At 48.5% G+C, this 24,399-nt stretch carries 22 protein-coding genes and 1 rRNA gene; 18 read left to right on the top strand and 5 right to left on the bottom strand.

Features of this window, described 5'->3' with window-relative positions; genetic code table 11:
* A 5S ribosomal RNA gene (gene rrf, locus QP339_RS09695) occupies window positions 1-80 on the top strand; the annotation flags it as partial.
* Between the two features lie 127 nt (window positions 81-207).
* Window positions 208-495: a YkvA family protein gene (locus QP339_RS07835; RefSeq protein WP_284911049.1), complete on the top strand. Its 288-nt coding sequence runs from the start codon at window positions 208-210 to the stop codon at window positions 493-495.
* 75 nt (window positions 496-570) lie between these two features.
* Here QP339_RS07835 and QP339_RS07830 read toward each other — a convergent pair whose 3' ends face one another.
* Together QP339_RS07830 and QP339_RS07825 are read right to left on the bottom strand one after the other, a co-directional pair.
* On the bottom strand, window positions 571-1,401 hold the full coding sequence (locus QP339_RS07830) for a metallophosphoesterase (RefSeq protein ID WP_284911048.1): 831 nt from the start codon (window positions 1,399-1,401) through the stop codon (window positions 571-573).
* A gap of 1 nt (window position 1,402) precedes the next feature.
* A complete protein-coding gene (locus QP339_RS07825; protein ID WP_284911047.1) occupies window positions 1,403-2,362 on the bottom strand; it encodes a glycosyltransferase family 2 protein in 960 nt (319 codons plus the stop codon).
* Window positions 2,363-2,499: 137 nt separating this feature from the next.
* Here QP339_RS07825 and QP339_RS07820 point away from each other — a divergent pair, with 137 nt between their 5' ends.
* Together QP339_RS07820 and QP339_RS07815 are read left to right on the top strand one after the other, a co-directional pair.
* Window positions 2,500-2,853 (top strand): DUF6568 family protein, encoded by a 354-nt coding sequence (locus tag QP339_RS07820; RefSeq protein ID WP_284911046.1) that lies wholly within the window; start codon window positions 2,500-2,502, stop codon window positions 2,851-2,853.
* A gap of 103 nt (window positions 2,854-2,956) precedes the next feature.
* On the top strand, window positions 2,957-3,541 hold the full coding sequence (locus tag QP339_RS07815) for a hypothetical protein (RefSeq protein ID WP_284911045.1): 585 nt from the start codon (window positions 2,957-2,959) through the stop codon (window positions 3,539-3,541).
* 550 nt (window positions 3,542-4,091) lie between these two features.
* Here QP339_RS07815 and QP339_RS07810 read toward each other — a convergent pair.
* Window positions 4,092-4,466 (bottom strand): RidA family protein, encoded by a 375-nt coding sequence (locus tag QP339_RS07810; protein ID WP_284911044.1) that lies wholly within the window; start codon window positions 4,464-4,466, stop codon window positions 4,092-4,094.
* Between the two features lie 155 nt (window positions 4,467-4,621).
* On the opposite strand from QP339_RS07810, the gene QP339_RS07805 reads away from it, so the two are divergent.
* The 4 genes from QP339_RS07805 (at window position 4,622) to QP339_RS07790 (ending at window position 7,704) form a co-directional block, all read left to right on the top strand.
* Window positions 4,622-5,134, top strand: coding sequence for a ribonuclease domain-containing protein (locus QP339_RS07805; RefSeq protein ID WP_284911043.1), 513 nt, complete (start codon window positions 4,622-4,624; stop codon window positions 5,132-5,134).
* Between the two features lies 1 nt (window position 5,135).
* Window positions 5,136-5,444: a barstar family protein gene (locus QP339_RS07800; RefSeq protein WP_284911042.1), complete on the top strand. Its 309-nt coding sequence runs from the start codon at window positions 5,136-5,138 to the stop codon at window positions 5,442-5,444.
* Window positions 5,431-6,234 carry a hypothetical protein gene (locus QP339_RS07795; RefSeq protein ID WP_284911041.1) on the top strand — a complete coding sequence of 268 codons (804 nt, stop codon included), beginning with the start codon at window positions 5,431-5,433 and terminating at the stop codon, window positions 6,232-6,234. The genes QP339_RS07800 and QP339_RS07795 overlap by 14 nt, the downstream gene beginning before the upstream one ends.
* A gap of 66 nt (window positions 6,235-6,300) precedes the next feature.
* Window positions 6,301-7,704 (top strand): hypothetical protein, encoded by a 1,404-nt coding sequence (locus QP339_RS07790; RefSeq protein WP_284911040.1) that lies wholly within the window; start codon window positions 6,301-6,303, stop codon window positions 7,702-7,704.
* Between the two features lie 457 nt (window positions 7,705-8,161).
* Here the strand turns inward: QP339_RS07790 and uvrC are convergent, their stop codons facing one another.
* Window positions 8,162-9,991, bottom strand: coding sequence for an excinuclease ABC subunit UvrC (uvrC, locus tag QP339_RS07785; protein WP_284911039.1), 1,830 nt, complete (start codon window positions 9,989-9,991; stop codon window positions 8,162-8,164).
* 218 nt (window positions 9,992-10,209) lie between these two features.
* Between uvrC and QP339_RS07780 the strand changes: the two genes are divergently transcribed.
* The 5 genes from QP339_RS07780 to QP339_RS07760 all read left to right on the top strand — a co-directional run bounded on the left by QP339_RS07780 (window position 10,210) and on the right by QP339_RS07760 (window position 16,229).
* Window positions 10,210-11,367, top strand: a complete 1,158-nt coding sequence (locus QP339_RS07780; RefSeq protein ID WP_284911038.1) for a metallophosphoesterase — start codon at window positions 10,210-10,212, stop codon at window positions 11,365-11,367.
* A 15-nt stretch (window positions 11,368-11,382) separates the two neighbouring features.
* Window positions 11,383-12,624: a DEAD/DEAH box helicase gene (locus QP339_RS07775; protein ID WP_070618472.1), complete on the top strand. Its 1,242-nt coding sequence runs from the start codon at window positions 11,383-11,385 to the stop codon at window positions 12,622-12,624.
* 13 nt (window positions 12,625-12,637) lie between these two features.
* Entirely contained in the window at window positions 12,638-14,020 is a 1,383-nt protein-coding gene (glmU, locus tag QP339_RS07770; protein WP_284911037.1) for a bifunctional UDP-N-acetylglucosamine diphosphorylase/glucosamine-1-phosphate N-acetyltransferase GlmU, read from the top strand.
* A gap of 71 nt (window positions 14,021-14,091) precedes the next feature.
* Window positions 14,092-15,090: a ribose-phosphate diphosphokinase gene (locus QP339_RS07765; protein WP_070618477.1), complete on the top strand. Its 999-nt coding sequence runs from the start codon at window positions 14,092-14,094 to the stop codon at window positions 15,088-15,090.
* A 200-nt stretch (window positions 15,091-15,290) separates the two neighbouring features.
* Window positions 15,291-16,229, top strand: a complete 939-nt coding sequence (locus tag QP339_RS07760) for an AEC family transporter (RefSeq protein WP_284911036.1) — start codon at window positions 15,291-15,293, stop codon at window positions 16,227-16,229.
* Window positions 16,230-16,376: 147 nt separating this feature from the next.
* On the opposite strand, the gene QP339_RS07755 is transcribed toward QP339_RS07760, so the two are convergent.
* Window positions 16,377-17,339 (bottom strand): L-lactate dehydrogenase, encoded by a 963-nt coding sequence (locus QP339_RS07755; RefSeq protein ID WP_284911035.1) that lies wholly within the window; start codon window positions 17,337-17,339, stop codon window positions 16,377-16,379.
* 416 nt (window positions 17,340-17,755) lie between these two features.
* On the opposite strand from QP339_RS07755, the gene pth reads away from it, so the two are divergent.
* The 5 genes from pth (at window position 17,756) to QP339_RS07730 (ending at window position 24,389) form a co-directional block, all read left to right on the top strand.
* The gene (gene pth, locus QP339_RS07750) at window positions 17,756-18,319 is read left to right on the top strand and encodes an aminoacyl-tRNA hydrolase (protein WP_502869659.1); all 564 of its coding nucleotides are present in this window, start codon (window positions 17,756-17,758) and stop codon (window positions 18,317-18,319) included.
* A 33-nt stretch (window positions 18,320-18,352) separates the two neighbouring features.
* Window positions 18,353-21,874, top strand: coding sequence for a transcription-repair coupling factor (mfd, locus tag QP339_RS07745; RefSeq protein ID WP_502869660.1), 3,522 nt, complete (start codon window positions 18,353-18,355; stop codon window positions 21,872-21,874).
* Window positions 21,875-21,883: 9 nt separating this feature from the next.
* Complete coding sequence (locus tag QP339_RS07740; protein ID WP_284911032.1) at window positions 21,884-23,506, top strand: polysaccharide biosynthesis protein; 1,623 nt, start codon at window positions 21,884-21,886, stop codon at window positions 23,504-23,506.
* 12 nt (window positions 23,507-23,518) lie between these two features.
* On the top strand, window positions 23,519-23,797 hold the full coding sequence (locus tag QP339_RS07735; protein WP_070618492.1) for an RNA-binding S4 domain-containing protein: 279 nt from the start codon (window positions 23,519-23,521) through the stop codon (window positions 23,795-23,797).
* A 136-nt stretch (window positions 23,798-23,933) separates the two neighbouring features.
* The gene (locus tag QP339_RS07730) at window positions 23,934-24,389 is read left to right on the top strand and encodes an FtsB family cell division protein (protein WP_284911051.1); all 456 of its coding nucleotides are present in this window, start codon (window positions 23,934-23,936) and stop codon (window positions 24,387-24,389) included.
* Window positions 24,390-24,399: the final 10 nt, after the last annotated feature.

The following is a 24,399-nucleotide window of genomic DNA, read 5'->3' as shown; positions in this document are numbered from 1 at the left end:
ATGCCGAACACAGCAGTTAAGCTTCTTAGCGCCGAATGTAGTTGGGGGTTGCCCCCTGTGAGACTAGGACGCTGCCGTGCAAATGAAAAAGCGATCCTTTAGGGTCGCTTTTTTGTATTCCAGATTGAAAAATGCAGAATCCGTCTAAGGTAGGATGTTTTGGGCGAGGACTCCTCCTATAATAAGGGTGTATAGGAGGATGATGGAATGAAAAAGAATGCATTAACTAATTCCAAAACTACCCTGGCACAGTTCGTACGTGCCCTCTTTAAAAAAGAAACCCCTACCCACATCAAAGTTATTATGGGCATCGCTATCGCTTATGCGGTCATTCCAACTGATCTGTTACCAGACATCTTTGGGCCAATTGGCTTTGCCGATGATGCAGTGATTGTATCTGTATTAACGACTCTAGCAATGTCCTTACTCTCTAAAAATGATGAAGTGAACGAGTCTCAGCCTGAAATAAAGGAAGCAGAAAAGGTTGAGGTCTAGGGGAAAGCGTATTGGTAACATAAATACATAAAAATTCCTCCTCCCGGCTCACTTAAAAGTCGAGAGGAGGAATTTTTATCTTTCGTTCAGATCAAGGATGAAACAGGCTGATCGGAGTTCTTGGTCGAGCTGGTCTGTTCGCCATTCTTTGGGATAGCCTAGCGAATTCGCAATAAAATGCGTACCATTTTTGTAAAATTGGTAGCGGATATGGACATGGCCCATGATACTGTAGCGGATAGGAAAGTTCTGGTAGAGGCTGTTGAGATCATCCGTTGCTAGAAAGGCGTTGAAAAAGTCGAAAGCTGGATGGGGCATAGGCACTGTGAATTCAGGGATGGTTAGGATATGACTGACAAAGATGTAATTAGGGCTTGGTGTCTGCTGGAAGTCGGTCCAGATTTCTTGGCTAAAGGCTTGGGATACTTCGCGGTCAGTCATGTCCCAGTCGATAAATTTCTTATCCTGCCAGGTCGCTAACTTGAAGCGCCCTCTTTCGATTTGTTCAGGGCTAAAACGCTCATCATGGACAGCATGGTTGTACCAGGCAGGGTGGCCAACGATCCGCCAATTGGCTAAGGGCTGCAGGGCCTTACCCATGAGGCACTGGGGATGTTGGCGGAATACCTGGTGGATTGCCCAAGTGTCTGTCCTGGGAGCTTGGCGTTGCCAGTAATCATGATTGCCGGGGATAAAGTAAATAGCTGCTGGTGAGGAGCTGTCGAGTTCCTCAACAAAGGCGAGGCTTGTTTGCCAGTTATTGCTAATGTCGCCTCCAATGATGAAGTAATCGATGTGCTCCTGGCTAATTAATGCTTGGCAAGCCTCTAGATAGTCTCGGCTTGACCAAGTCGGGCTATGGTCGATATGGAGGTCAGACACAAAGGCTAAGCGGCAGCTTGTCATCTTAGCCTTCATTGGGGACAGGGGCCAGGTCTTGGTCCGTTTCCTTAATGATGTATTGGGGACGGTGTTTGACTTCTAGGAAGGTCTTACCTACATACTTGCCGACCACACCCAGGCAGAGCAATTGGAGACCACCCATAGCTAGGATAATCACGCTTAAAGAGGTCCAGCCGGATGTGGGATTACCAAAGATCAGGGTTCGTCCCGCAAAGAAGATCGCCAGCAGGATGGCAGCTAGAAAGGAGAAAAAGCCTAGGATAGAGATTATATCGAGCGGTACTTCGGAGAAAGCAACAATCCCATCAATGGAATAGGTAAACAGGCTCCAGAAACTCCAACTCGTTTGACCCGCACTGCGTTCGATATTTTCATATTCTAGGTACTTAGTCTTAAAGCCCACCCAGGCAAAAATCCCTTTGGAAAAGCGATTATATTCGGTCATTTCAAGGATAGCATTAACCATCTGCCGGGTCATCAAACGAAAGTCTCTAGCTCCACTGACAATTTCAGTCTTGGAGATATGTTGCATAAGCCGGTAGTAAAGGTTGGCAAAGAAAGAACGGATAGGGGGCTCCCCCTCGCGGCTTACCCGGCGCGTTCCCACACAATCATAAGCTTGGTCTTGGATAATAGTGTACATTTCAGGGAGGAGCTCGGGCGGATCTTGGAGGTCAACATCCATAATAGCGACATAGTCTCCCTTGGCGTGTTGGAGGCCCGCGTAGATACCCGCTTCCTTGCCAAAGTTGCGTGAAAAAGATAGGTAGTGGACCCGTTGATCCTGGCGGGCTAGGTCAGCGAGGATATCCCGGGTATGGTCGGAAGAACCGTCATCAACAAAGACATATTCTAATTCAATATGGCTTGGAAATTGGGGACGGATGTTTTCAACCGCTTGATAAAAAAGATTAATTGCTTCTTCTTCGTTAAAACAAGGAACAATAAGTGAAATAGTTTCCATAAAATCCTCCTTGTATTGATGGAAATTCATAATATCATTATACTATACTTTCCTTTTCTAACCCTTAAATTCTCCTAAAACAATCTATTTGCTTTAAGCTTCAGCTTTCGCTAAGATAGCCTTGAAAGGGTGATTCGATGACAGACAATACATTTCAGGATTTTATAGATCGAGCGGAAGAGTGGCAGGCGGGACAAGCCCTCGATGCTATTCATAGCGATCAAAGCTATTATGTTTTCTTAGGGCGGCCAACTTGCGGTTTTTGCCGGCGTTTTGTGCCAAAGTTGACGGCTGCTATGGAAAGGACGGGACAGGCTGTTTATTATGTGGACTCTTCTAATGGCCTAGATCCAGCCCTCAGGACCTTGCGCGAACGTGGGGAAGTTTATACGGTTCCTAGCCTGGTCAAACTGGGGCAGGGTCAGATCCATAATTTCCGTGCAGATTCCTCGGATAGTCAAGAGACCATTGAAGGGTATTTAGACTCTTAAAAATTAAATTATCTTAAAATTACTCTGAAATACTGACTAAAACTTGTTATCAGTCGCTATTGTGACTATAATAAGACTAGCAATGAAGGGTGGGAGAAATAAAATGAAAAAGAAAGTATATGCAGCCTTAGCCGTTGTGGCAACATTAGGTGTGGGGAGTCTCACATGGAATTACTTGCCAGCTGAGGCCAAAGAAGCCAGTGTCGGCTTATTCCAACCAGCCAAAGAAGACAATGGTAAGTCAGCTGAAGCTGACAGTAAATCTGCTCCAGAAGGTCAAAAGGAAGCGAAAGTGGTTTCCGAAGACCAAGGGGGAGATAAAGAAGCGACGCAAACAAGCCGTACAAAGAAATCAGCACGTATTGTCGAAGATAATTCACCCCAAGATGAAACTGACAAGGCTCAAGCTAAATCAGTATCAAGTAAACAAGCTCTTGCTGATCAAGCAGAAGCCCCTCAAGCTAGCCAAGCTGAAACAACAACCAAGGAACCAGCATCGAAGACCCCTGTGACGGTAACAGATCCAGCTCAAGCACGTCAAATTATCATTGATGTGATGGGATTAGATGCGCATGCCTTAGATGCTTACACTGATGAACAAATCCTTGAATCAGTCGCAGCAGCTGAAGAGTTAGGTTCAGACCCAGGTTACTCTTACCGTTACCTGCAAGAACACTTCGGCAAGTAAAGTTGAATTAAGTCGATAATAAAAAAGGCGGGAGCAAATATTGCTTCCGCCTTTTCTCTTTGTTCCTTTATGCCTTTAGTCGGATCAGTCTAGCAAAAATAGCTCCTCTTCGCCAAAACCTGTCGAAGGCTTTCGGCCTTCTCTGGCTTTTGGTTCCAGAGGTCTATTTCTCCCGCTAGCCTTCACACTCTTAGTCGGGTTCTCAGTTGCAGACTTGAAGTGATTTCAGCCAATCGGAACGACCGGCTAAAGCCGCTCTTTTCCGTTTGGCCTCCAGTCATTCAAGTCAGGGCGCAACTGCTCGCACCCTCAGTCGGGTTCGACTTGGCAGGCTTGGAGTGATTTCACAAGTCAGAAACGAGCGAATGCTTCGCTCTTATTCTGACTTGCTCCAATCATCCAAGTCTAAACGCCAAGTCTCTCACCCTTTAGTCGGGTTCGCAAAGGTAGAAAGGGAGTGACTTCAGCAAAAGGGAACGACCGGCTGGAGCCGCTCTTATCCCTTTTGCCTCCAATCATCCCTTTCTGACCGCCTTTGCTCATACCCTGATTATTTAACTACGATGGCGTCGACTTCGATTTGAACGCCTTTTGGTAGGGCGGCGACTTGGACACAGCTTCTTGATGGGAAAGGTTCTTCTAGGAAGGAGCCGTAGATCTCATTGACTGCTTGGAAATTAGCCAAATCCGTTAAGAAGATGGTGCAGCGAACGATATCGCTCACTTGGTAGCCGGCTTCTTCAATGATAGCCTTCAAGTTGGTCATGGATTGTTTGGCTTGGCTTTCAATATCTTCAGCAATTTCACCAGTGCTTGGGTCGACAGGAATTTGCCCGGAGACAAAGAGACTGTTGTTAATCTCTACAGCTTGGGAATAAGGACCGATAGCAGCTGGGGCTTGCTTAGTTTCAATGACTTTTTTCATATGAGAAAACTCCTTTCAAAAATAAAGCGTTTCAACTAGTCTTATTATAGCAGAAAAATGAGCAATGGCTAGTTTCAGCTGGTATAAAATAAGGTCTAACCATGCCGCCCTTCCTAAAATCAGTTATAATAAGGGTAAAAGGATGGAGGATAAGAATGAAGGGATTAAAGAATAATAAACTACTGCAAAGCTTGCTCGCCTTGATCGTCCTAGGTCTAGCGTTGTGGACGGGCCAAGACTTGGGGCAAGGAGGTCTAGAGACGGGGACGGATGAGCCGGCTACTAGCCAATCAAGCGCTACTTCTCAGTCTTCTCCAGCCGTCGTTGAAGGCGAGACTTACTCAAGTCCGGAAGAGGTGGCAGCCTATATCGATCAATTTGGTGACCTGCCTAAGAATTATATCAGCAAGGCTGAAGCCAAGGCGGCCGGCTGGATTCCCGAAGAGGGCAATCTTTGGGAAGTCACTGACCACAAATCGATTGGCGGCGATCGTTTTGGGAATTATGAGGGACAGCTGCCGGAAGATGAGGATTACCGGGAAGCCGATGTCAATTACCAGGGTGGGCCGCGGGGGCCAGAGCGCCTGGTTTATTCCGAAGATGGGGATAAAATCTACTACACCAAGGACCACTATGATAGCTTTAAAGCATTAAAGGAGGCGAATTAGGATGCAAGACCAGGGACATGATCCAATCCAGATTGACTGCCGACACTTAGCGAAATCAGCTGAGGCTTATGCCTATCTTTACGAGCAGATTTTGGCCGGGAGACCGACCCAAGCCTCCTATAATCTCGATGCCTTGTATGATGTCCTGAGCCAGCTGCCTCCAGGCCAAGAAATTGTTGTCAGCCATTATGCTGACCTCCAAGCTCGGGAAGGGCGCTGGGCTAAGCGTTGGCGGCGGGTATTGCTTGAAGCTGCGAGAGATTGGGCCTTGGACTTAACTTGGGAGGAGAACGATAATGCCAAGCATTAGTGTCTTACAATTAGCCTGCGGGGATTTGTCTATAAATGACCCGCTCTGGCTCACGGCCCAGGCTTTTGTTCGCGAGTGGTTTAAGCCAGGCCTGCTTGTGAGCCCACAGTCGGGAGACCTAGTATTCAAACACTCTGCTGCTGCTTTTTTGGCCTACCGGATTTTTAACCAGCTGCTTTTTCCCCTGCGTGTGGATGGGGGGATCGGCCTGGCGAGTGTGACAGAAGACCTGTCCTTGGACCAGGAGCGCGCACGATCCTACGCCCAAACGGTTTTGGAACAGAGCCAGCTTTTTGCTTCGTCGACGGTCCTCTATAATGCGGATTTCTTGGAAGACGCCATTGTCAATACCCAGCTTCTCCACTGGGCAGACCTCAAGGCCAAGCAGTCGGAAATTCAAGCCTTGTTGACCTTACTTTATGAACTCCACTATCCCCTCTACCTGGCAGAAGATATGCAGGAAGAAGAGCATTTGGTGCGGGGCATCCAGCGCATCTGGCAAGCCAAAAGCAAGTATCTCGCTCAAGATGAGAAACTAGCGGCTTACCAGACACTTGACCTCTCCGCTCCTAAAGCTGTTCGCTACCGTGATATCTATGAAGAACTGGACCGGTCACACTATTATGTGACAGGCTTCTTTAAGAAAGGTTATGCAGCTTCTATCGCTCGGATCGCTCAAACCAGCCGGCAGAATATTGATTACCATTTGCAGAATGGCCGCTTTGCTTGGGAGCGGGATACGGCCGCGGCCCTAGTTTTGCAGCTGGCGCGTGAAGAAGCGGCCCTTTAACTTTTTACAAGAAGGCGCGAGATGCGGTATAATAGGAAAGAAGATGCCTAGTGAATGGAGGAGAAGATGATGAAATACAAATTGAGTGTCGCGAACCGTGATATTCGCGAGCAGGCTGGCTACGCCCAGAGAGGTAACAGCTGGCGAATTATCCTAGCCTTTGTCTTAGCTGTGATTATCCTCAGTGCCATGGGGATTCTCGGGACAACAGGCCTGATTTATCTGAGCCAGCAAGAAGCGGCTGGGTGGCTCCTAGGACTTGTGGGCCTTGTTTTTGTTTTAATTTATTTATATGTCATTATTCAAATGATGGTATTCGGCTTTCCTTGGTCTTTCTTGGAGATGGTGGATACCGGCCGCTACCAGATCAAGACGATTTTCCGTCCTTTTAGACGGCGGCCAGGACGGAATGTGCTTGCCTATATTTTCTTTGAGCTACTTTTAGCTTTGGTTAGTCTCTTGCTGAGCTTGGTGTCAGGTGTTCTCTTTGGCTTGACCAGCTATAATTTCTTGCCTAATCAAGCTTGGAGCCTGACTGCCCAAATGCCCGATCTGGCAGCAGGTCAAGAATTGACCCAGGGACTTCTGGCAGAGGACACGCGCCTCTTGATCTTAGCAGGGATTAGCTTCGCTCTATGGCTGGTTCTGACTTTGATTTATTTGGTCTTTATCTATGGCTTTGCCTTTAGCCCCTTCCTGCCCTACGATAGTGAAACGGCTTCAGCCTCAGCACTCTTGGGGATTAGCCGGCAGATGATGCGGGGGAATAAGTTCAAACTTTTCCGTATCCACTTCTTCTATATGGTGGTTCCCTATCTCTTGGCCTTCCTCTTTGGCCTCGTGCTGATGGCAACGAGCTTGCTCTTCAATCTCGATGCGGGGCTCTTTGGTCTCCTGGCAGGGGTGATTACCTTTATTTTGGTGGTTGTTTATGTGGTCTTTGGCCTCCGTGCCTTCACCGCAACGGCTGTATTCTACCGGAACTATATTAAGCAATACCGCTTGGAGTTGAATGAGGCTTTCCCTGAATTAAATCTCACAACTTGGGGGCAAGGCAGCGAGACGGAGATTTACCAACAAGAGGACCGTCCCCAAGTGCCTGAAGAAACCATGGCCTTCGCTGTCCCAGATGAGCTGAAGGTGGACGAAGCGAGCGAAGAAGACCTGAGTCCAAGTGAACGTGCGGGGGCTGCAGCAGTCTTTACCGAAGCAGAGCCAAGCCTAGATGCAGATCCTGGCACAGTAGAAGATGACTTGCCTGAGACGACCCAAGTGGTGGATCCCCAACATGATCCTGAACTCTTTGACCACATGGACCAATCTTTCTCCGATGATATTCGCGGGAAGGATGAAGAGCCCCAGGCTATCTTTGATCCTGAAGATGACTTGACTTATGACGAGAAGACCCAATTGCGTGATAATCCGACCCTCTATGTGGACCAGTCGGATGATAAATCGTCCAAGGACTAGGCAAGCGGCTTTAAGGATTAATCAGTCTTAAGTTAAAAGCATAGTTTTCTTTATGACATTGTATTGGTGAGCATCCGTTCCGCTTTTGAATTTGGTCCTTGAAGAGCCATGGCATCGGTTCGAGCCAAGGTCTCTCACCTAGCGAGCTTCAAACGTCTAGTACGGCTGACGCCTACTATACGTAATTCACATCGCTTGCTTATTCATGGCTAAGGACCAACTTCAAAGCTCCACTCCTGCTCACAAATAAACTGTTATAACAACCATTTTTTAATTACAAGTGACCTATACTTGCTGACTATGCCCTTGACCTGGTCGATGAAATTGAAAATAAAGCCTTTAACCAAGAAAGAATTTCAGGCATTTCATAAATAAGACAGTAGCTCATTCAAAAATAAAAGCCTCCGCCCAACTGCCAATCTTAAGAGATGCAGTGGGCGGAGGTTTTTTTTTGTTTTTATTCGGATTTTTTAACTTGTGTTTCGCTTTGATAAGGATTATCCGGCAGGCCTTCCCAGGCGGCTTTGTGGATTTCTAGGGCGACTTGGGCGGGGATGGAGAGTTCCTGGATGTCTTCTGGGCTGGCGGCGCGGATATTCTTCAGGGTCTTGAAGTGGCGCATGACCTTGGTCCGTGTCTTGGGGCCGACGCCTTTGATGGCATCCAGGCGGGAGGTGAAGGAGTTCTTACTGTGGACATTGCGGTGGAAGCTCTTGGCATAGCGGTCGACCTCGGTTTGGATGCGTTGGATCAGGTGGAAGGCTTGGGACTTAGGATCCAGGTCCACAATTTCAGGGGGCTGGCCATAGATCAGGTGGGCCGTCCGGTGCTTGTCGTCCTTAACCATACCGGCCACGGGGAGGTCCTCTAAGCCGAGTTCGTTATCCAGGACATCGCGGGCAGCATTGATTTCAATAATGCCCCCATCCATGAGAATAATATTGGGCAGGGGTTGGCCTTCCTTGAGCAAGCGCGAATAGCGGCGGCGGATGACCTCTTGGCTGGAAGCATATTCGTCAGCACCTTCGAAGCCTTTGATCCGGTACTTCCGGTACTTCTTCTTGTTGGGCTTGCCATCTTCATAGCAGACCATCCCCGACACATTATCTGCTCCTTGGTGGTTGGAATGGTCGAAGCTTTCAATGACCCGCAAGTAGGGCAGCTTGAGGACCTGGCTGAGTTCTTCGACGGCCCCTGTTGTTTTTTGTTCGTTCATGGCTAGGAGGCGGAATTTTTGTTGGTGGGCGAGTTCGGCATTGGACTTGGCCAAGTCGAGCATCTTGCGCTTGTCTCCGCGCTGGGGGGTGGCCACGGAAATGTCTAGGGTTTCTTCTAATAAGAGGTTGTCCAGACCCTTGGGCACCAGGATTTCTTTGGGCAGGGTGTGGTTCTTATCTTGGTAGAACTGGACGATATAAGAAGTCAGTTCCTCTTCGGGTTCTGTGTAGCAGGGGAAGAGGGCCGAGTCCCGCTTGATAATGGAGAACTGGCGGAGCATGAAGGTTTGGATGCTGATCCAGCCCTTATCCATGTAGAAGGCGAAAACGTCTCGGTTGTTGTATTGCTTGCTCATGACATTCTGGGGTTCAACGGTCTGCTCGATGTAGTGGATTTGGTCCCGGTAGTCGGCAGCTCGCTCGTAGTGCATGTTTTCCGCTGCCTGGGCCATTTTCTTTTTTAGATCATTTTTAATCTTTTTGACATTGCCATTTAGGAAGCGGGTAATGTTTCTGATCTGCTTATCATAAGTTTCTTTACTGACAGGGTGGTCGCAGCAGCCGATGCACTGGCCCAGGTGGTAGTAGAAGCAGGCCCGCTTTTCATTTTTGCCACAGCGGCGGAGGGGATAGGTCTTCTGTAAGAGGTCGCGGGTGGCATTGGCGGCATTAACGTTAGGGTAGGGGCCGAAGTAGTGCCCACCGTCATTTTCAACTACTGAACTGATGATTAATTGGGGGTCTTTTTCATTAGTGATCTTGAGATAGGGGTACATGGTGCCCTGCTTGAGCTTGATATTGTAATGGGGCTGGTATTTTTGGATCAGGTTGATCTCTAAGAGCAGGCTTTCCTTATCGGTGGTCGTGATGATAATTTCAAAATCATGGATTTCACTGACTAATTGAGCCGTCTTTCCGGTGTGAGAGCTCTTGAAATAGGAGCGAACCCGATTTTTAAGATTTTTTGCCTTGCCAATATAGATAATATGGTTGTTGCGGTCCCGCATAATATAGCAGCCGGGATCGTTAGGCAGTAATTTTAATTTATTTTCAATTAATTCGCTCGCCATAATCAGGCTCCTTTCTAGCTTGTTGAATTCAATTCTTTATTATAACACGTTGGTCTGGAAAGCGATAAGGAATTGATCCTTAAGTCCTTATCCTTTAAATTTTCTTTGGACTCAGTCAAAATTTCTCAAAGCTTGCTACATTATGATAAAATAGGAGTAAATGACTTGAAGAGCCCCGAGTGAACTGTCAAGGGGCAACAGAATGAGGAGGCCTTCATATGACTCAATCCCATTTCAAAAAATTGCTTTGGCGGGGAGGCTGTTTAGCGGCCCTCGCCCTCTACGGCTATGTCCAAAATTACCGCTTAAAACGCCAAGACTATCTCTTAGAGAGTCCGCGTTATGCGGGGGCCTTGGATGGTTTTACCATTGCCGTCCTATCTGACTTGAACTTTCCCAAGCACCGGGTAGACCTAAAAGATCTCTTGAAGCAGACCAAGGCTAGCCAGGTGGATATGATTGCGCTGACGGGGAATATCCTCAACCAAGAAGGAACGCTTAACTTGACTGAGCTCGCAGCCTTTGCCCGTGAACTGACAGCCCTTGCACCGACCTTTGCGGTTTATGGCCCTAACGAATTAAAACATCCCCAGGCACCCCAAATGGAGCGGCTCTTCCGCGAATATGGCGTCCAATTCTTGCACGACCAAGCCGTCGACTTGACCTATAAAGGCCAGGCTATTACCATCATGGGCCTTATGGAGAAGGGCAACCGCTCTTTCCTCAAAGGAGACGCCTTACGCCATGTGGACTTGACGCCTAAGCAGACCCAGCAGGTTAAGATTTTGTTGGCCAGCCATCCGGAAGCTTTCCTGCGCTACCATGAAGATCTCAGTAAGTCACCAGACCTGGTCCTCTCAGGCTTGGCTACTGGGGGCAGCATCCATTTAGGACCGCTGGGCGGTCTCTATGCACCAAGCCAAGGCTACCTGCCTAAGTATACGGAGGGTATCTTCCGCCTGCCCGGTAACCCTTACAAGTCTCTCTTGATTTCGCGGGGGATCGGTCGAGCCAGTCTGGGCGTCCGGGTGAACAATCGGCCTGAATTGGTCCGTGTCCAATTGACGGCCTCACGCGAGGATCAGCTCAAGGATTGGGCCCGAGATCTAGGGGAGAAGGCGGACCAGTCAGAACATAGCCAGCCTGGCCCAGATAGACAGGAAAACTTAAACGAAGGGATTACGGTTTATGATGACCGGCCTAGCCAACACTACAGCCAGCCTGACCATGTCCTCATCCAGGACCAGGGTGGAGACTATCTGTTAGAGCCTTTACCGGAAGAGAAAGTAGGGGCTGAGGACCTGCCCTTAGCAGTCGATCCCAGCCATCCTGCTAGTCCGATCCGGCCCCTGCCAGCCCTTGAAGAAGACAATTAGCGAGGAGCAAGACTTGTGTGGAATAATTTATCAGAAGAAGTCCGTGACTTAGTGGAAGCAGCCGGCTTCCAAGCGCCTACCGAGGTGCAAAAGGCAGCCTGGGAGCCCATGCTTGCGGGAGAAAATTTTTATATGGTATCTCCTACTGGGACGGGTAAAACCCTGGCCTATCTCTTACCACTATTAGAAAAACTTGAGACCAATGGGCAAGTGCAAGCTGTGATTCTTGCCCCTTCCCAGGACCTTGCCGCCCAGATTGCGGACGTGGCTAGGCATTGGGCCAAGGCGAAGGGAATCAAAGTCCAGTCCTTAGTTGGCGGGGCAAATATTAAACGTCAAATTGAAAAATTAAAAGGAAAACCAGAGCTGGTGATTGGGACCGCTGGCCGCTTAAATGAACTGGCTCAGAGCCGCAAGCTCAAGCTCCACCAAGTGAAGCGCCTGGTCTTGGATGAGTGCGACCGCCTCTTTAGCCAGGAGCAAGCAGCAACGACCCAAGCCTTCATCGACCGGCTCCAACAATCGGTAAGTCTGGCTGCCTTTTCAGCAACGGCTAATGCGGAAGCTTGGGCCCAGTTCGAAGGATTGCGCGAAGAGGTTTTCTTCCTCGATTGCAGCCAGGCCTCCCAAGCGTTGACGGCTAAGCGTCAACACCTCTACTTGCAAGTATCCAGCCGTAAGCGGGATGATGCCCTGCGACGCTTGGCCCAGGTGGAGGGGATGCAGGCCTTGGTTTTTGTCCGAAGTATTGCCGAACTTGACCGGCTCAAGGAGAAGTTGACCTATCGCCAGGTGCCGGTGGCTGTTCTCCATAGTGAGATGACCAGCCAGGACCGGCAAAATGCCCTGCAAGGCTTCCGTCAGGGGCGCTATGTCTATCTCTTAACCACGGATGTGGCGGCACGGGGAATGGATATTCCAGATTTGCCCTATGTGATTCAGTATGACCAGGCAGAAGACCAGGCCACTTATACCCATCGCAGCGGACGGACTGGCCGGATGGGAGCTGAGGGAAGCGTTCTAAGCTTTGTGACTGATCGCAGCTTACGCGAGCTTAAGAAGCAGGTCCCCGACCAAGCCAAGCTGGAAGAAGTCTTTCTCAGCCAGGGGCAAGTCAGCAAAGAAGCCCCTGTCCACCGCGACCAAGGGACAAGCAAATCTAAGCGGGGCCAATCGCAAACACAGAAGTCAAAAAACAAAAATAAAAAGCGCAAGCGCCAACAGAAGAATAAGGGCGCACGTCGCCAGAAGAAGTAAACTGGAGGGAACTATGGGAAAGAAATTTGCAATTATCCTAGCAGCAGGTAAGGGAACACGGATGAAGTCCAAGCTCTACAAGGTCTTGCACCCGGTCGCTGGTAAGTCCATGGTAGAACATGTGGTGGATAATATCAGCCAGGCAGGCTTTGATGAGAAGATTACCGTAGTTGGTCATGGGGCAGACCAGGTGAAGGAACGCCTCGGTGACCGGTCCCTCTACTGCTTACAAGAAGAACAATTGGGAACGGCTCATGCGGTCATGCAGGCAGAATCCCTATTAGCTGATAAGGAAGGCCTTACCTTGGTCGTAGCCGGGGACACCCCTTTAATCCGCGCTGAGACTTTTGAAGCGCTAGTTGACTACCATGAAGCGGAAGGCGCTAAGGCAACTATCCTCACAGCCCATGCCGATAATCCTTATGGCTATGGACGAATTATCCGCCGAGCTGATGGGTCGGTAGACCGCAGTGTCGAAGAGAAGGATGCCACAGAGGAAGAACGCCAAGTCCAAGAAATTAACACAGGGACCTATGTTTTCGACAACCAATGGCTTTTCAAGATGCTCCATGAAGTGAACAATGACAATGCCCAGGGTGAGTATTACTTGCCAGATGTTCTCGAATTGCTCAAAGACCGGGGCCAGCATATTGCTGCCTACCAGATTTCCGATATGTCAGAGGCGCTAGGTGTTAATGACCGCCTGGCCTTGGCGGAAGCTAACCGTCTCTTCTTTAAACGACAAAATGAGCACTTTATGCGCCAAGGGGTCAGCTTCGTTGATCCGAGCACGGTCTATATTGAAGCAGGGGTATCGATAGCTAGCGATACCTTGATTGAAGCGAATGTTCAATTGAAGGGGCAAACGAGCATTGGTCACGATTGTGTGATCGGTAGCCAGACCTGTATTCGCGATAGCCAGATCGGTGATGGGGTTAAGATCCGGTCTTCAGAAATTGAAGAAGCTGAAGTTGGCTCAAATTCAGATATCGGACCTCATGCCCACCTCCGCCCCAAGGCTAAGCTGGCTAGCCGTGTTCACATTGGCAACTATGTTGAAGTGAAGAACGCGACCATCGGCCAAGGGACCAAGGTTGGCCACTTGACCTATATTGGTGATGCCGACCTGGGTGCTGATATTAATGTTAGCTGTGGCGTTATTTTCTGTAACTATGATGGAGTCAACAAGGCCCGGTCGGTGGTCGGTGACCATAGCTTTATTGGCTCCAATGTGAATATCGTAGCCCCCGTCCAAGTTGCTGCCAATACCTTCCTAGCAGCAGGGTCTACCATTACCGATGATGTGCCGGAAAAGAGCTTAGCCATTGCCCGGGCTCGGCAGTCTAATAAAGAAAACTATTGGGATAAGCTGGCAATTGGCAAAAAGAATCACTAGTTTGTAAAAAATATGTTAAGATATGTGTGTAGCAAATTTTAAATGACCAATAGTAGGAGGAATATCAGGAAATGTCTCAACATAAGCCGAATAATCTTAAGGTGTTTTCTCTCAATTCGAACCCAGAATTAGCTGAAAAGATCGCTAAAGCTATGGATACTGAACTAGGAGAATGTTCTGTTACCCACTTTAGCGACGGCGAAATCTATATCAGTATCGATGAATCAATTCGTGGGGATGATGTTTATATTGTTCAATCAACATCAGAACCTGTTAACGACCACCTCATGGAACTCTTAATTATGATTGATGCCTGCCGCCGGGCGAGTGCGGCGACGATTACAGTTGTCATTCCTTACTTCGGCTATGCCCGTCAAGACCGTAAAGCCAAACCGCGTGAACCTATCACAGCTAAGCTTGTTTCTAATATGATTGAAAAGACTGGTGCTGACCGAGTGGTAGCCCTTGACTTGCACGCTGCCCAAATCCAAGGTTTCTTCGATATTCCAGTGGACCACCTGCTTGGTTCTCCTCTTCTGGCTAACTACTTCATTGAAAACCCAGACTATAGCTTAGAAGATGTTGTGGTGGTTTCACCAGACCATGGTGGGGTGACCCGGGCACGTAAATTGGCAGAGTTCTTGAAGGCGCCAATTGCTATTATTGACAAACGTCGACCTAAAGCCAACGTGGCAGAAGTGATGAATATTGTCGGTAATGTTGAAGGCAAGCACGCTCTGATCATTGACGATATGATCGATACTGCAGGGACAATTACGGCAGCGGCTAAAGCCTTGGGCGAAGCAGGCGCTGTTTCGGTAGCGGTTTGCTGTACTCACCCTGTTCTTTCAGGTCCAGCAGTTGAACGTCTGGCTAAGTCCAACATCTCAGAAGTTGTAGTTACAGACTCCATTTACCTGCCAGAAGAAAAACGAATCGATAAGATCAAGCAAGTAACCGTTTCTGAACTGATTGCAGAAGCTATCCTCCGTATCCACGACAAGCGTTCGGTAAGTCCTTTATTTGTTGAAGAATTCAAGGGCATGGACAATGGCCATAACGCCGACTAGAAGAAAAGAATTAAGGCTGGAACGAGTTTCCAGTCTTTTTTTAGTGTTTAATTTTTTAGTATAGGCGATCATCTCATTCAGCTTTATCTGGAGCTTCGGACCAGGAGAGTCAAAAGGCTGAGCTAGTCTCTTGCTCGAACGGTTGACGGCAGGAGGGATTTATGCTTGAATACTTTTATCAGAAAGTGAGGAATGGATGAATGACGAATTTTATGATTGGCTTCAATGCGGTAATGCCTGTCCTGCTCTATATCTTGATCGGACAGCTGATCCACCGCATTGGTTGGATGTCCCGCAAGTCCCTTAGCGAGATGAATAAGGCACTCTTTGCCTTTTTCCTGCCCTTGAACTTATTTAACAATGTCTACCACATGGATCTGGATAAGAACTTTAATCCGCGGACCTTGGCCTTTGTGATTATCTATGCGATTGCAATTTTTATTGTCTATGCCCTGATTATTCCCATTTTTCAGAAACGTAATGACCGCCGGGGAGTGATGCTCCAAGGATCTATTCGTTCGAACGCCATTCTTTTCGGCTTACCCCTGGGAACAGCCCTGCTCGGCAAAGAAAACTTGGGCATGGTCAGTATCGCCCTAGCGATTATCGTGCCGGTGAATAATATCCTGTCGGTAATTGCCCTGTCCATTTATACGGATGAAGATTTCTCCTTCAAGGACTTGATGCACAAAATCATCAGCAATCCCATGGTGATCGCTACGGCTTCGGGGATTGTGGTAGCTGCCCTCGGTTTGCGCTTGCCCCAGTCTGCGGAAGTGGCTTTCGATAATCTGAGTGCTATGACCTCACCCTTGGCCCTCACCGTGATGGGTGGTCTCTTTAAATTTGATAAGATTAAAGATGCCGATTGGTCGCTCTACTTCACGGTGATCAATAAACTGTTGGTGAATCCAGCTATTGCTCTGAGCTTGGCTGTCCTCTTTGGCCTTCGTGATGATAATATTATCAGTGTCTTGATTGCGACCGCTGGACCGACCGCCGTTTCGTCCTATGCCCAAGCCGTGATGGCAGGGGGCGATGAAGATTTGGCCAATCAGATTGTCGTTTTCACCACTTGCTTTGCCATGTTTACCTTGGTCTTTTGGATCTGGCTTTTGAAGAGCCTAGCTCTCTTCTAAGAAGGTCAGTGTGACAAAAGTTCGATATAAAAACCGGTCATTTTAAAATCGGAGTGACCGCTAAGCAATATATTTGAAGTCAAAAAAGCCGTCCCAGCTAGCGCATGAGCGTTAGCTGGGACGGCAATTTTTATGGACTTAGAGAGCTTATTTGTTTTCTAATTCAGCAAAGGCTGAATCAATGACTTCTTTCATTTGACCAGCAGACTTGTCCATTAAGTTTTGTTCGTGGTCGCTGAGTGGTAATTCGATGACACTACGAACGCCTTCGCTGGTTAGGACAGCAGGGGCACCGATATAGATATCCTCTTGCTTGTACTCACCATCGAGGTAAACAGAGATAGGGAGAATTGCCCCTTCGTTGTTTAGGATAGCCTTCACGATCCGGGCTAGGGAAGCAGCGATACCGTAGAATGTTGCTCCCTTGTTTTCGATAATGTGGTAAGCTTTATCACGAACATCGTAATAGATTTCTGTCAAGCGTTCTTCATTGATTTCGGGGTGAACCTTAACCCAGTCTTCCATTGGGAGTCCCCCAATATTAGCGTGAGACCATACGGCAAATTCGCTGTCGCCGTGTTCCCCCATGATGAGAGCGTGGACACTACGGGAGTCCACATTGGTTAAAGCACCAATTTCTTGGCGGAAACGAGCGCTGTCGAGGGCAGTCCCTGAACCGATAACCCGGGAAGATGGGAAGCCAGAGAATTTCCATGTGGCATAGGTCAGGATGTCCACAGGGTTGGTGGCTACCAGGAAGATCCCGTCGAAACCACTAGCGACAACTTGATCAACCATGTCTTTGAAGATTACCAAGTTCTTGCTGACAAGGTCGAGACGAGTTTCACCTTCTTTTTGAGCCATGCCTGCGCAGAGAACCACGATGTCGGCATCTTTACAGTCGCTATATTCAGCAGCAAAAATCTTTTTAGGGCTAGAATAAACTAGGGCGTCTTTTAAGTCTTCGACGTCACCAATCACACGTTTTTTATTAATATCAATGATTCCAAGTTCGTGGCCGATGCCTTGCAATACAGTGGAGAAAGCGAAGCTAGAGCCAACTGCACCATCACCAATTAAAATAATTTTATGTGTTTTATCTTTTGCCATCAATAAGACCTCTCATTTCTATTCTATCAATATGCTTATACTAGCAATTATAGTGATTAGCTAGGGGGATTTCAATGCTTTCCTAGAAATTGTGAAATGATAAACGAAGTTAGAAAAAAACAGCAAGCGTTATCATATGTGATTTAACAAAAAAGGAAAGAAATAAAAGGGGATGAAGTAAATACAAAAAATGTATTTGATAGATAATTGTGATTGTTTTTACAATTATGATAGATAAAGTTTAAACCTTAAAAGATAGGCTTGGTACTAGTTTAACTGCAAGCTGAGAACTTGTTTGCGCTGGGGGTCTAAGGTACAATAAGTATGAGTAGAAGCTACTTGCGCTTCGCAATCAGAGCAGCAGTATAGGATGCTTAGAAGAGAAGGGCTCCGCCCTTAAATAAAGGAGTATGACGATGAAATTAGTAGCAGGTTTGGGGAATCCAGGCCCTAAATATGAACGATCCCGCCACAATATTGGTTTTATTACTTTGGATGAATGGGCTTACCAGCACCATCTGACCTTTGACCAGGAGAAATTCAAGGGCAAATATGTGGAATACCGTATCCAAGGGGAGAAGGTTTTCTTTGTCAAGCCACAGACTTTTATGAACCTATCGGGCGAGAGTTTGATTGGCTTTGTGAATTATTTCGATATTGAATTAGAGGACCTCCTAGTGGTCTATGATGATATGGATATGGATGTGGGTCGCTTGCGTATGCGGCGCAAGGGCAGTTCTGGTGGCCATAATGGGATGAAGAGTATTATCCAACACTTAGGGACTGACCAAGTCCAACGTTTGAAACTAGGCGTGGGGCGGCCGCAAGTAGGCGTGAGTGTGGTGAACCATGTCTTAGGGAGCTTCCCCAAAGAAGACCATACCGCCATGCTCGAGAGCACTCGCCAGGCGGTAGCAGCCATTGATTATTGGCTAGCCGGCCATTCTTTTGAAGAAACCATGACCAAGTATAACCATTAGAGAGCAGGTGTTTTCTTGCAATTAGATCAATATATGACTGAAGCGCTCGATACGGATGCCCGTCAAGCTCTGGCTGAAGGGCAGAGCGTTCTCTTTCTAGGCTTACAGGGTTTATCCAAGGCCTATATCGCCCAACTTGCCTACAAGCAGGCGATGGGTCAAAAATATTTAATTGTGACTAATAATTTACTTGAAGCTGAACGCTATTTGGATGATTTAGCCAATTTCATTCCCGAAGACCGGCTCTATCTCTTTAATAGCGCAGAGAGTGTGGCAGCCGACCTAGCTGTAGCCAGTCCAGAAGCCTTGGCTGACCGCTTGGCCGTGATGAAATTCTTAAGAGAAAGTGAAGAAGGGGGAATCATTCTTGCCCCGCTTTTTGCATTGAAGAAGCGTCTGATGCCTGCTGCACTCTGGGACAGTCTGCATTTAGAATTAAGCTTGGGGGACGACTTGCCTGCCCCCCAACTGGCCAAGGACCTCCTAGCGCGGGGCTATAAGCGTCGGCCGATTGTCGCGAGTCCGGGTGAGATGAGTTTACGGGGAGATATTGTGGATTGCTTTCCTCTTGACCGGGACCAACCCGTCCGCTTCTCTCTGGCCTTTGATGAACTGGAACGGATTTCAAGCTTTGATCCAGACAATCAGAAAAGTCTGGAGGACCTAGACCAAGTCCAGATCATCCCAGCTGATGACTTCCTCTTTCAGCCTGAACAAATGAAAGCCCAAGCGGACCGGCTCCAAGAAGCAGTCAAACAAGAAGTTGAGGGCATGGCGGATGCCGACCTAGTCCAAGAAATCAAGGAAAATATGGCAGAAGAAGTCAACTTATGGCGGACTGGGGAGAGTTCGGAACTGACCGCTTACTTTAGCCAATACCTCTATGAGAGTGAGGATAACTTGCTCAGTTACTTAGGGGACAAGAGTCTTCTAATAATTGATGACTATCCCCGCCTCCAAGAATCTGCTGCTAGCATTGACGAGAATGCAGCAGCCTTCCTCCAAGCTAAGACGGAGCAAGGCCAGCTCCCTCCGCAGATCGCTTATTATACTTCTTTTAAGGAGAGTTTAGAGGCCTACAAGGGGCGGTGCTTGTACTTGGGGATCTTCCAGAGGGGCTATGGCCAGATGAAGTTTGACTATCTCCATGAATTCCAAACCCGGCCGGTCGTTCAATTCTATGAGCAGATGGATGCCCTCAAGATGGAAATCCAGGCCTGGCAGAAGACCAAGCGTCAAGTGGTCATTGCCCTGTCGACCGCTGACCGCCGGCGCAAATTAGAGGAAATCCTCCAAGCTGAAGGCCTGGCGGTGGTGTCTTCGGACTTAGGCCAGCTCCAAGAAGATGCCGTGAACTTAGTTTTGGCTAATTTCACTGCTGGGATTGAATTTGTCAATGAGCATTTGGTCCTAGTGTCGGAGGCAGATATCTACCAGCAGGTCAAGAAGAAGAAACGCCCTAAAGCTAACAAGCAGCTCTCGAATGCGGAGCGCCTTAAGAACTACCAGCAATTAGAGGTGGGCGATTATGTCGTTCATATCAATCATGGGATTGGGCAATTCACAGGGATTGAGACCATTGAAGTGGCGGGTTCGCACCGGGACTATCTGACCATTGTCTATGCTGACCAGGCCGCTATCCATGTGCCTGTGGAGCAGATCGACTTGGTACAAAAATATGTCTCTAGTGAAGGCAAGACACCTAAGCTCAATAAGATGGGTGGCAGTGAATGGGCCAAGACCAAGCGTAAGGTGAGCTGGCAGATCGAGGATATTGCAGATGATCTGATCGAAATCTATGCCAACCGGGAAGCCCAGGAAGGCTATGCTTTCGGCCCAGATACCCCGGAACAAGCAGACTTTGAAGCTGCCTTTCCATACAGTGAGACGGAAGACCAGTTGCGATCCATTGACGAGATTAAGACGGATATGGAGAAGTCCAAAGCTATGGACCGTTTACTCGTGGGAGATGTCGGCTTTGGGAAGACGGAAGTTGCCATGCGGGCTATTTTCAAGGCGCTAATGGAAGGAAAACAGGCTGCCTTCCTAGTACCTACTACCGTGCTGGCTCAGCAGCATTATGAAACGCTCCTGGAACGTTTCCAAGACTGGCCCTTTGAAATTGCCCTCTTGAGTCGTTTTAGGACTAAGGCCCAGCAGGATCAAACCATTGAGGGCCTCGCTTCTGGCAGGGTCAACCTAGTTGTTGGTACCCACCGGCTCTTGTCCAAGGATGTCAGTTTCCTAGATCTGGGCCTCCTCGTTGTTGATGAGGAACAGCGCTTCGGGGTCAAGGCCAAGGAACGACTCAAGCAGCTCAAGGCCAATGTAGATGTGCTGACCCTGACGGCGACACCGATTCCACGGACCCTCCATTTATCGATTCTAGGCGCCCGCGACCTGAGTGTGATTGAGACGCCACCAGCCAACCGCTATCCAGTTCAGACTTATATTCTCGAGCAGAATCCAGAAGCCATCCGCGAAGCCATTGAGCGCGAGCTCGGCCGGTCGGGTCAAGTTTTTTATCTCTTTAATAATGTGCAAAAAATCGAAGAGAAGGCCTTGGCTATCTCGGGTCTGGTGCCAGAAGCCCGGGTCGGGATTGCCCATGGTCAGATGTCGGTGAACCAGCTGGAAGAGGTCTTGATGGCCTTTATCGAGGGGGACTACGATGTCCTCGTGACGACCACGATTATTGAGACAGGCGTGGATATTCCTAATGTCAATACTCTCCTCGTTGAATCGGCTGACCGCATGGGGCTCTCAACCCTCTACCAATTGCGCGGCCGGGTAGGTCGGAGCAACCGGGTAGCCTATGCCTACTTCATGTACCAGCCGGACAAGATGCTCAGTGAAGTCTCTGAGAAACGCTTGGCAGCCTTGCGTGACTTCACTGACTTAGGTAGCGGGTTCAAGATTGCCATGCGAGACTTGGCTATCCGGGGCGCCGGTAATCTCTTAGGCAAGCAGCAGCACGGCTTCGTGAATTCGGTCGGTTTCGACCTCTATTCGCAAATGCTCAGCGAAGCGGTGGCTAAGAAGCGGGGTCAAGCGCCAAGCCAAGCTGAAGAGCCGGTCGAACTCGAGATGAATATCAATGCCTATATTCCTTCGACTTATATTGCTGACGAGAAGCAGAAGTTGGAAATCTATAAGCGGATCAACCTATTAGAAGATACGGAAGCCATGTGGGACCTGGACGAAGAATTGATGGACCGCTTTGGCGAACCCCCACTCGAAGTCCAACTCCTCTTGAATGTGGGTGCGCTCAAGGCCAATGCCAAGAAAGTTGGCATCAACCATATTCAGACTCGCAATAATGGGGTAGAGTTACACTTCCATGCCAGTCTGGACCAGCAGACGGCTGTACCTAAGATATTTGAGGCCTTGGATAAGATTCCTATGCGCCTACAAATGAAAGAAGACAAGGAAGGCCAACTTACCCTCTTCCTACAGATTGGAAAGTTAGAGCCAGTAGAATGGCTCGACTACTTGCTCCAATTTGTGAGTCAGCTCGCTGACCAGGTCGATAGCCCGTCCGATGAGGAGAGCTAGGAGGCTAAAATGAAAGACCCAAGGAAAAATATTGCTAAAGGAGCCTTCCTCTTGACCCTAGCCGGTATCATTGCCAAGATTTTGAGTGCGGTCTACCGGGTACCCTTCCAAAATATTGTGGGCGACGAGGGCTTCTATGTTTACCAGCAAGTCTATCCCATCTATGGGATAGGCATGACCTTTAGCCTGTCCGGTTTGCCTAATTTTATTGGCCGGCAGATTGCCTTCCAAGCCAAGCTGAGTCAGCGGCGTCTCTTTGTCCAACGTTACAGTTTGATGATGCTGGTTTTTGCTGGCCTATGTTTTATCCTGACTTATTTTGGAGCTGGAATCTTGGCCCAGGCCATGGGGGACTCCTTCTTGACACCGGTCATCCGCTCGGTTAGTTTTATGTTCCTCTTTATGCCGGTGCTGATGATCTTGCGGGGGAGTTTCCAAGCCTACCAAGTGATGCTGCCTGTCGCCCTCTCCCAGATCATTGAACAAGTAGTCCGGGTAGGGGTGATCCTCTTAGCCGCCTTCCATTTTGTCAACCTGAGTGCTGGAGGAAGAAATTATTACCAAATGGGAGCCCAGACCATGCAGGGGGCTTGGCTTGCGGCCCTGGCTGCTAGCCTTGTCCTAGTTTGGGCCTTGGCTCAGAGCCGGAGCTTGCGGCGTTTTATTACTTGGCCCAAGCCCCAGCAACAGGCGGAAAAGACGCCCTACCATCTGCGCTGGTCATATCTCATTAAGGAATTTCTCAGCGAAGGCCTGCTCTTGTGCTGCTTCGCTTCGCTCTTGGTCTTCTTCCAATTGGTGGATTCATTCACCCTCTATGAGGCCTTAATAGGGAGCGGTTGGTCAGATTTAAGCGCCAAGTTGGCTAAGGGGGTCTATGATCGAGGCCAGCCCCTCGTTCAACTGGGCATGGTCCTTGCTGTTGCTTTCTCCAGTTCCTATTTACCGGCCCTGACCCGATCCTATATCCGTCGGCAAGAATCTGCCTTTATCCAGAATAGCCGTCTCTACCTCCGCCTGACCACTTTCGTTAGTCTTTTAGTGACGGCGGGCTTGGTGAGCATCATGCCCCAGCTTAACCACCTGCTCTTTAGCGACCGGGAAGGGTCTCTGGTTCTGGCCCAATATGTCCTGATGATTATCTTTGCCAGCCTGGTGACGGGTTTAGCCAATATCTACCAGGCCCAGGGGAGGAGCCTCTATGTTGCCTTTAGCTTTATCCTAGGTATTACGCTCAAGATGGTGGTCAACTCCCTCCTAGTAAGTTGGGCGGGCAGTCAAGGAGCCGTCTGGGCGAGCTTACTGGCCCTAGCTGCCATGCTGACCTTGCTCTATAGCCTCTTAAAGGCCAAGATTCGGTGCAAGCTAGGACTTGCTGATTTGCTGTTAAGGACCCTGCCTCTCTGCTTGCTCATGCTTAGCATCAATTATTTCGCCCTGACCAGCTTTGAAGCGGTCTTCGGGGCTAGCCGTTTCTTGGATAGCCTAGCTGTCTTCCTAGGCATGGGACTGGGCCTTCTTCTAACAGCGGTTTACATGCACCAAGTGGCCGTTCTCAGTGAAGAGGAGCTTTTAAGCTTGCCTCTAGGTCGGGCTCTGTTAAAATGGATAAAAGTAAGAAAAACACAGTAAAGGAGTGCTCTTATGCGTTTAGATAAGTTTCTCAAAGTCTCCCGGGTGATTAAACGGCGGACGGTTGCTAAGGACATTGCCGACAAGGGGCGGATCCAAGTGAATGGGAATCCAGCTAAGTCGGGGACCAAACTCAAGATTGGGGATGAACTTACCATTGAGTTTGGTAATAAGACGCTGAAAATCCGTGTCGACGACCTCAAAGAATCAACCCGCAAAGCAGATGCGACCTCCATGTATACGATTCTGGAAGAAGACTTCAAGTCGCGCGACCTACCCGAATTTTATTAAAAAATAATAAAAATGGCGCTATACTTTCTGGCTTAAGATGGGTATACTGTATTAATAAGCTATCAGATGGAAGTTGTGCTATAATATATGCTGATAGATAAGAGCTGGGAATTTAGGCGGCTTTTAATCCTAGGTGATGAAGGTAGGTGTCAGTGTGCGGCCTAAGAAACGAAATAAAAAAGTAACCCCCCTCTATGCAAAAAGCTCCTCAAAGAAACGTCCCCATCATTCTAAACAGTCTGCCCGCCAGTGGTTAGTGCGGGGGCTCTTAGTGATTATGGGAGTGATTTGCTTGACGAGTCTCTTCCAGATCCGGCGCACCCAGCAAGCGACTGCTTCGGTTAAGGAAGAAAAGAAGGCAGCGGAGGCTGCCTTGCTCAGTGAGGAAAATAATCTGGCTTACTTGAAGGACCAGGAGACCCTGCTTGAGAATGAAGACTATGTGGCTAAGCTAGCCCGCAGCCGCTTCTACTTAAGCAAGGACGATGAGATTATCTTTAGCCTGCCTGAAGATAATGATTCCAAGCAAGCTAAAGCCTTCAATAAAGCCTATCTTAAGGAACAAGAGAATGCACAAAATCAAAAACAATAAGTAAGAGCTG

Origin of the sequence: Aerococcus sp. UMB7834 (assembly GCF_030215145.1) — a bacterium.
GTDB lineage: Bacteria > Bacillota > Bacilli > Lactobacillales > Aerococcaceae > Aerococcus.
The sequence above is the reverse complement of the archived record's forward strand: the minus strand, read 5'-3'. Positions and strand labels throughout refer to the sequence as shown.

What these genes read in the sequence shown, in the direction of transcription:
- pth (WP_502869659.1), top strand. Translation starts at nt 17,756, where the DNA reads ATGAAATTAGTAGCAGGTTTGGGGAATCCAGGCCCTAAATATGAACGA.
- QP339_RS07730 (WP_284911051.1), top strand. Translation starts at nt 23,934, where the DNA reads ATGAAGGTAGGTGTCAGTGTGCGGCCTAAGAAACGAAATAAAAAAGTA.
- QP339_RS07830 (WP_284911048.1), bottom strand. Translation starts at nt 1,401, where the DNA reads ATGACAAGCTGCCGCTTAGCCTTTGTGTCTGACCTCCATATCGACCAT.
- mfd (WP_502869660.1), top strand. Translation starts at nt 18,353, where the DNA reads ATGACTGAAGCGCTCGATACGGATGCCCGTCAAGCTCTGGCTGAAGGG.
- QP339_RS07790 (WP_284911040.1), top strand. Translation starts at nt 6,301, where the DNA reads ATGATGAAATACAAATTGAGTGTCGCGAACCGTGATATTCGCGAGCAG.
- QP339_RS07735 (WP_070618492.1), top strand. Translation starts at nt 23,519, where the DNA reads ATGCGTTTAGATAAGTTTCTCAAAGTCTCCCGGGTGATTAAACGGCGG.
- QP339_RS07820 (WP_284911046.1), top strand. Translation starts at nt 2,500, where the DNA reads ATGACAGACAATACATTTCAGGATTTTATAGATCGAGCGGAAGAGTGG.
- QP339_RS07740 (WP_284911032.1), top strand. Translation starts at nt 21,884, where the DNA reads ATGAAAGACCCAAGGAAAAATATTGCTAAAGGAGCCTTCCTCTTGACC.
- QP339_RS07810 (WP_284911044.1), bottom strand. Translation starts at nt 4,466, where the DNA reads ATGAAAAAAGTCATTGAAACTAAGCAAGCCCCAGCTGCTATCGGTCCT.
- QP339_RS07755 (WP_284911035.1), bottom strand. Translation starts at nt 17,339, where the DNA reads ATGGCAAAAGATAAAACACATAAAATTATTTTAATTGGTGATGGTGCA.
- QP339_RS07825 (WP_284911047.1), bottom strand. Translation starts at nt 2,362, where the DNA reads ATGGAAACTATTTCACTTATTGTTCCTTGTTTTAACGAAGAAGAAGCA.
- QP339_RS07760 (WP_284911036.1), top strand. Translation starts at nt 15,291, where the DNA reads ATGACGAATTTTATGATTGGCTTCAATGCGGTAATGCCTGTCCTGCTC.
- glmU (WP_284911037.1), top strand. Translation starts at nt 12,638, where the DNA reads ATGGGAAAGAAATTTGCAATTATCCTAGCAGCAGGTAAGGGAACACGG.
- QP339_RS07835 (WP_284911049.1), top strand. Translation starts at nt 208, where the DNA reads ATGAAAAAGAATGCATTAACTAATTCCAAAACTACCCTGGCACAGTTC.
- QP339_RS07765 (WP_070618477.1), top strand. Translation starts at nt 14,092, where the DNA reads ATGTCTCAACATAAGCCGAATAATCTTAAGGTGTTTTCTCTCAATTCG.
- QP339_RS07800 (WP_284911042.1), top strand. Translation starts at nt 5,136, where the DNA reads ATGCAAGACCAGGGACATGATCCAATCCAGATTGACTGCCGACACTTA.
- QP339_RS07780 (WP_284911038.1), top strand. Translation starts at nt 10,210, where the DNA reads ATGACTCAATCCCATTTCAAAAAATTGCTTTGGCGGGGAGGCTGTTTA.
- QP339_RS07805 (WP_284911043.1), top strand. Translation starts at nt 4,622, where the DNA reads ATGAAGGGATTAAAGAATAATAAACTACTGCAAAGCTTGCTCGCCTTG.
- uvrC (WP_284911039.1), bottom strand. Translation starts at nt 9,991, where the DNA reads ATGGCGAGCGAATTAATTGAAAATAAATTAAAATTACTGCCTAACGAT.
- QP339_RS07795 (WP_284911041.1), top strand. Translation starts at nt 5,431, where the DNA reads ATGCCAAGCATTAGTGTCTTACAATTAGCCTGCGGGGATTTGTCTATA.
- QP339_RS07815 (WP_284911045.1), top strand. Translation starts at nt 2,957, where the DNA reads ATGAAAAAGAAAGTATATGCAGCCTTAGCCGTTGTGGCAACATTAGGT.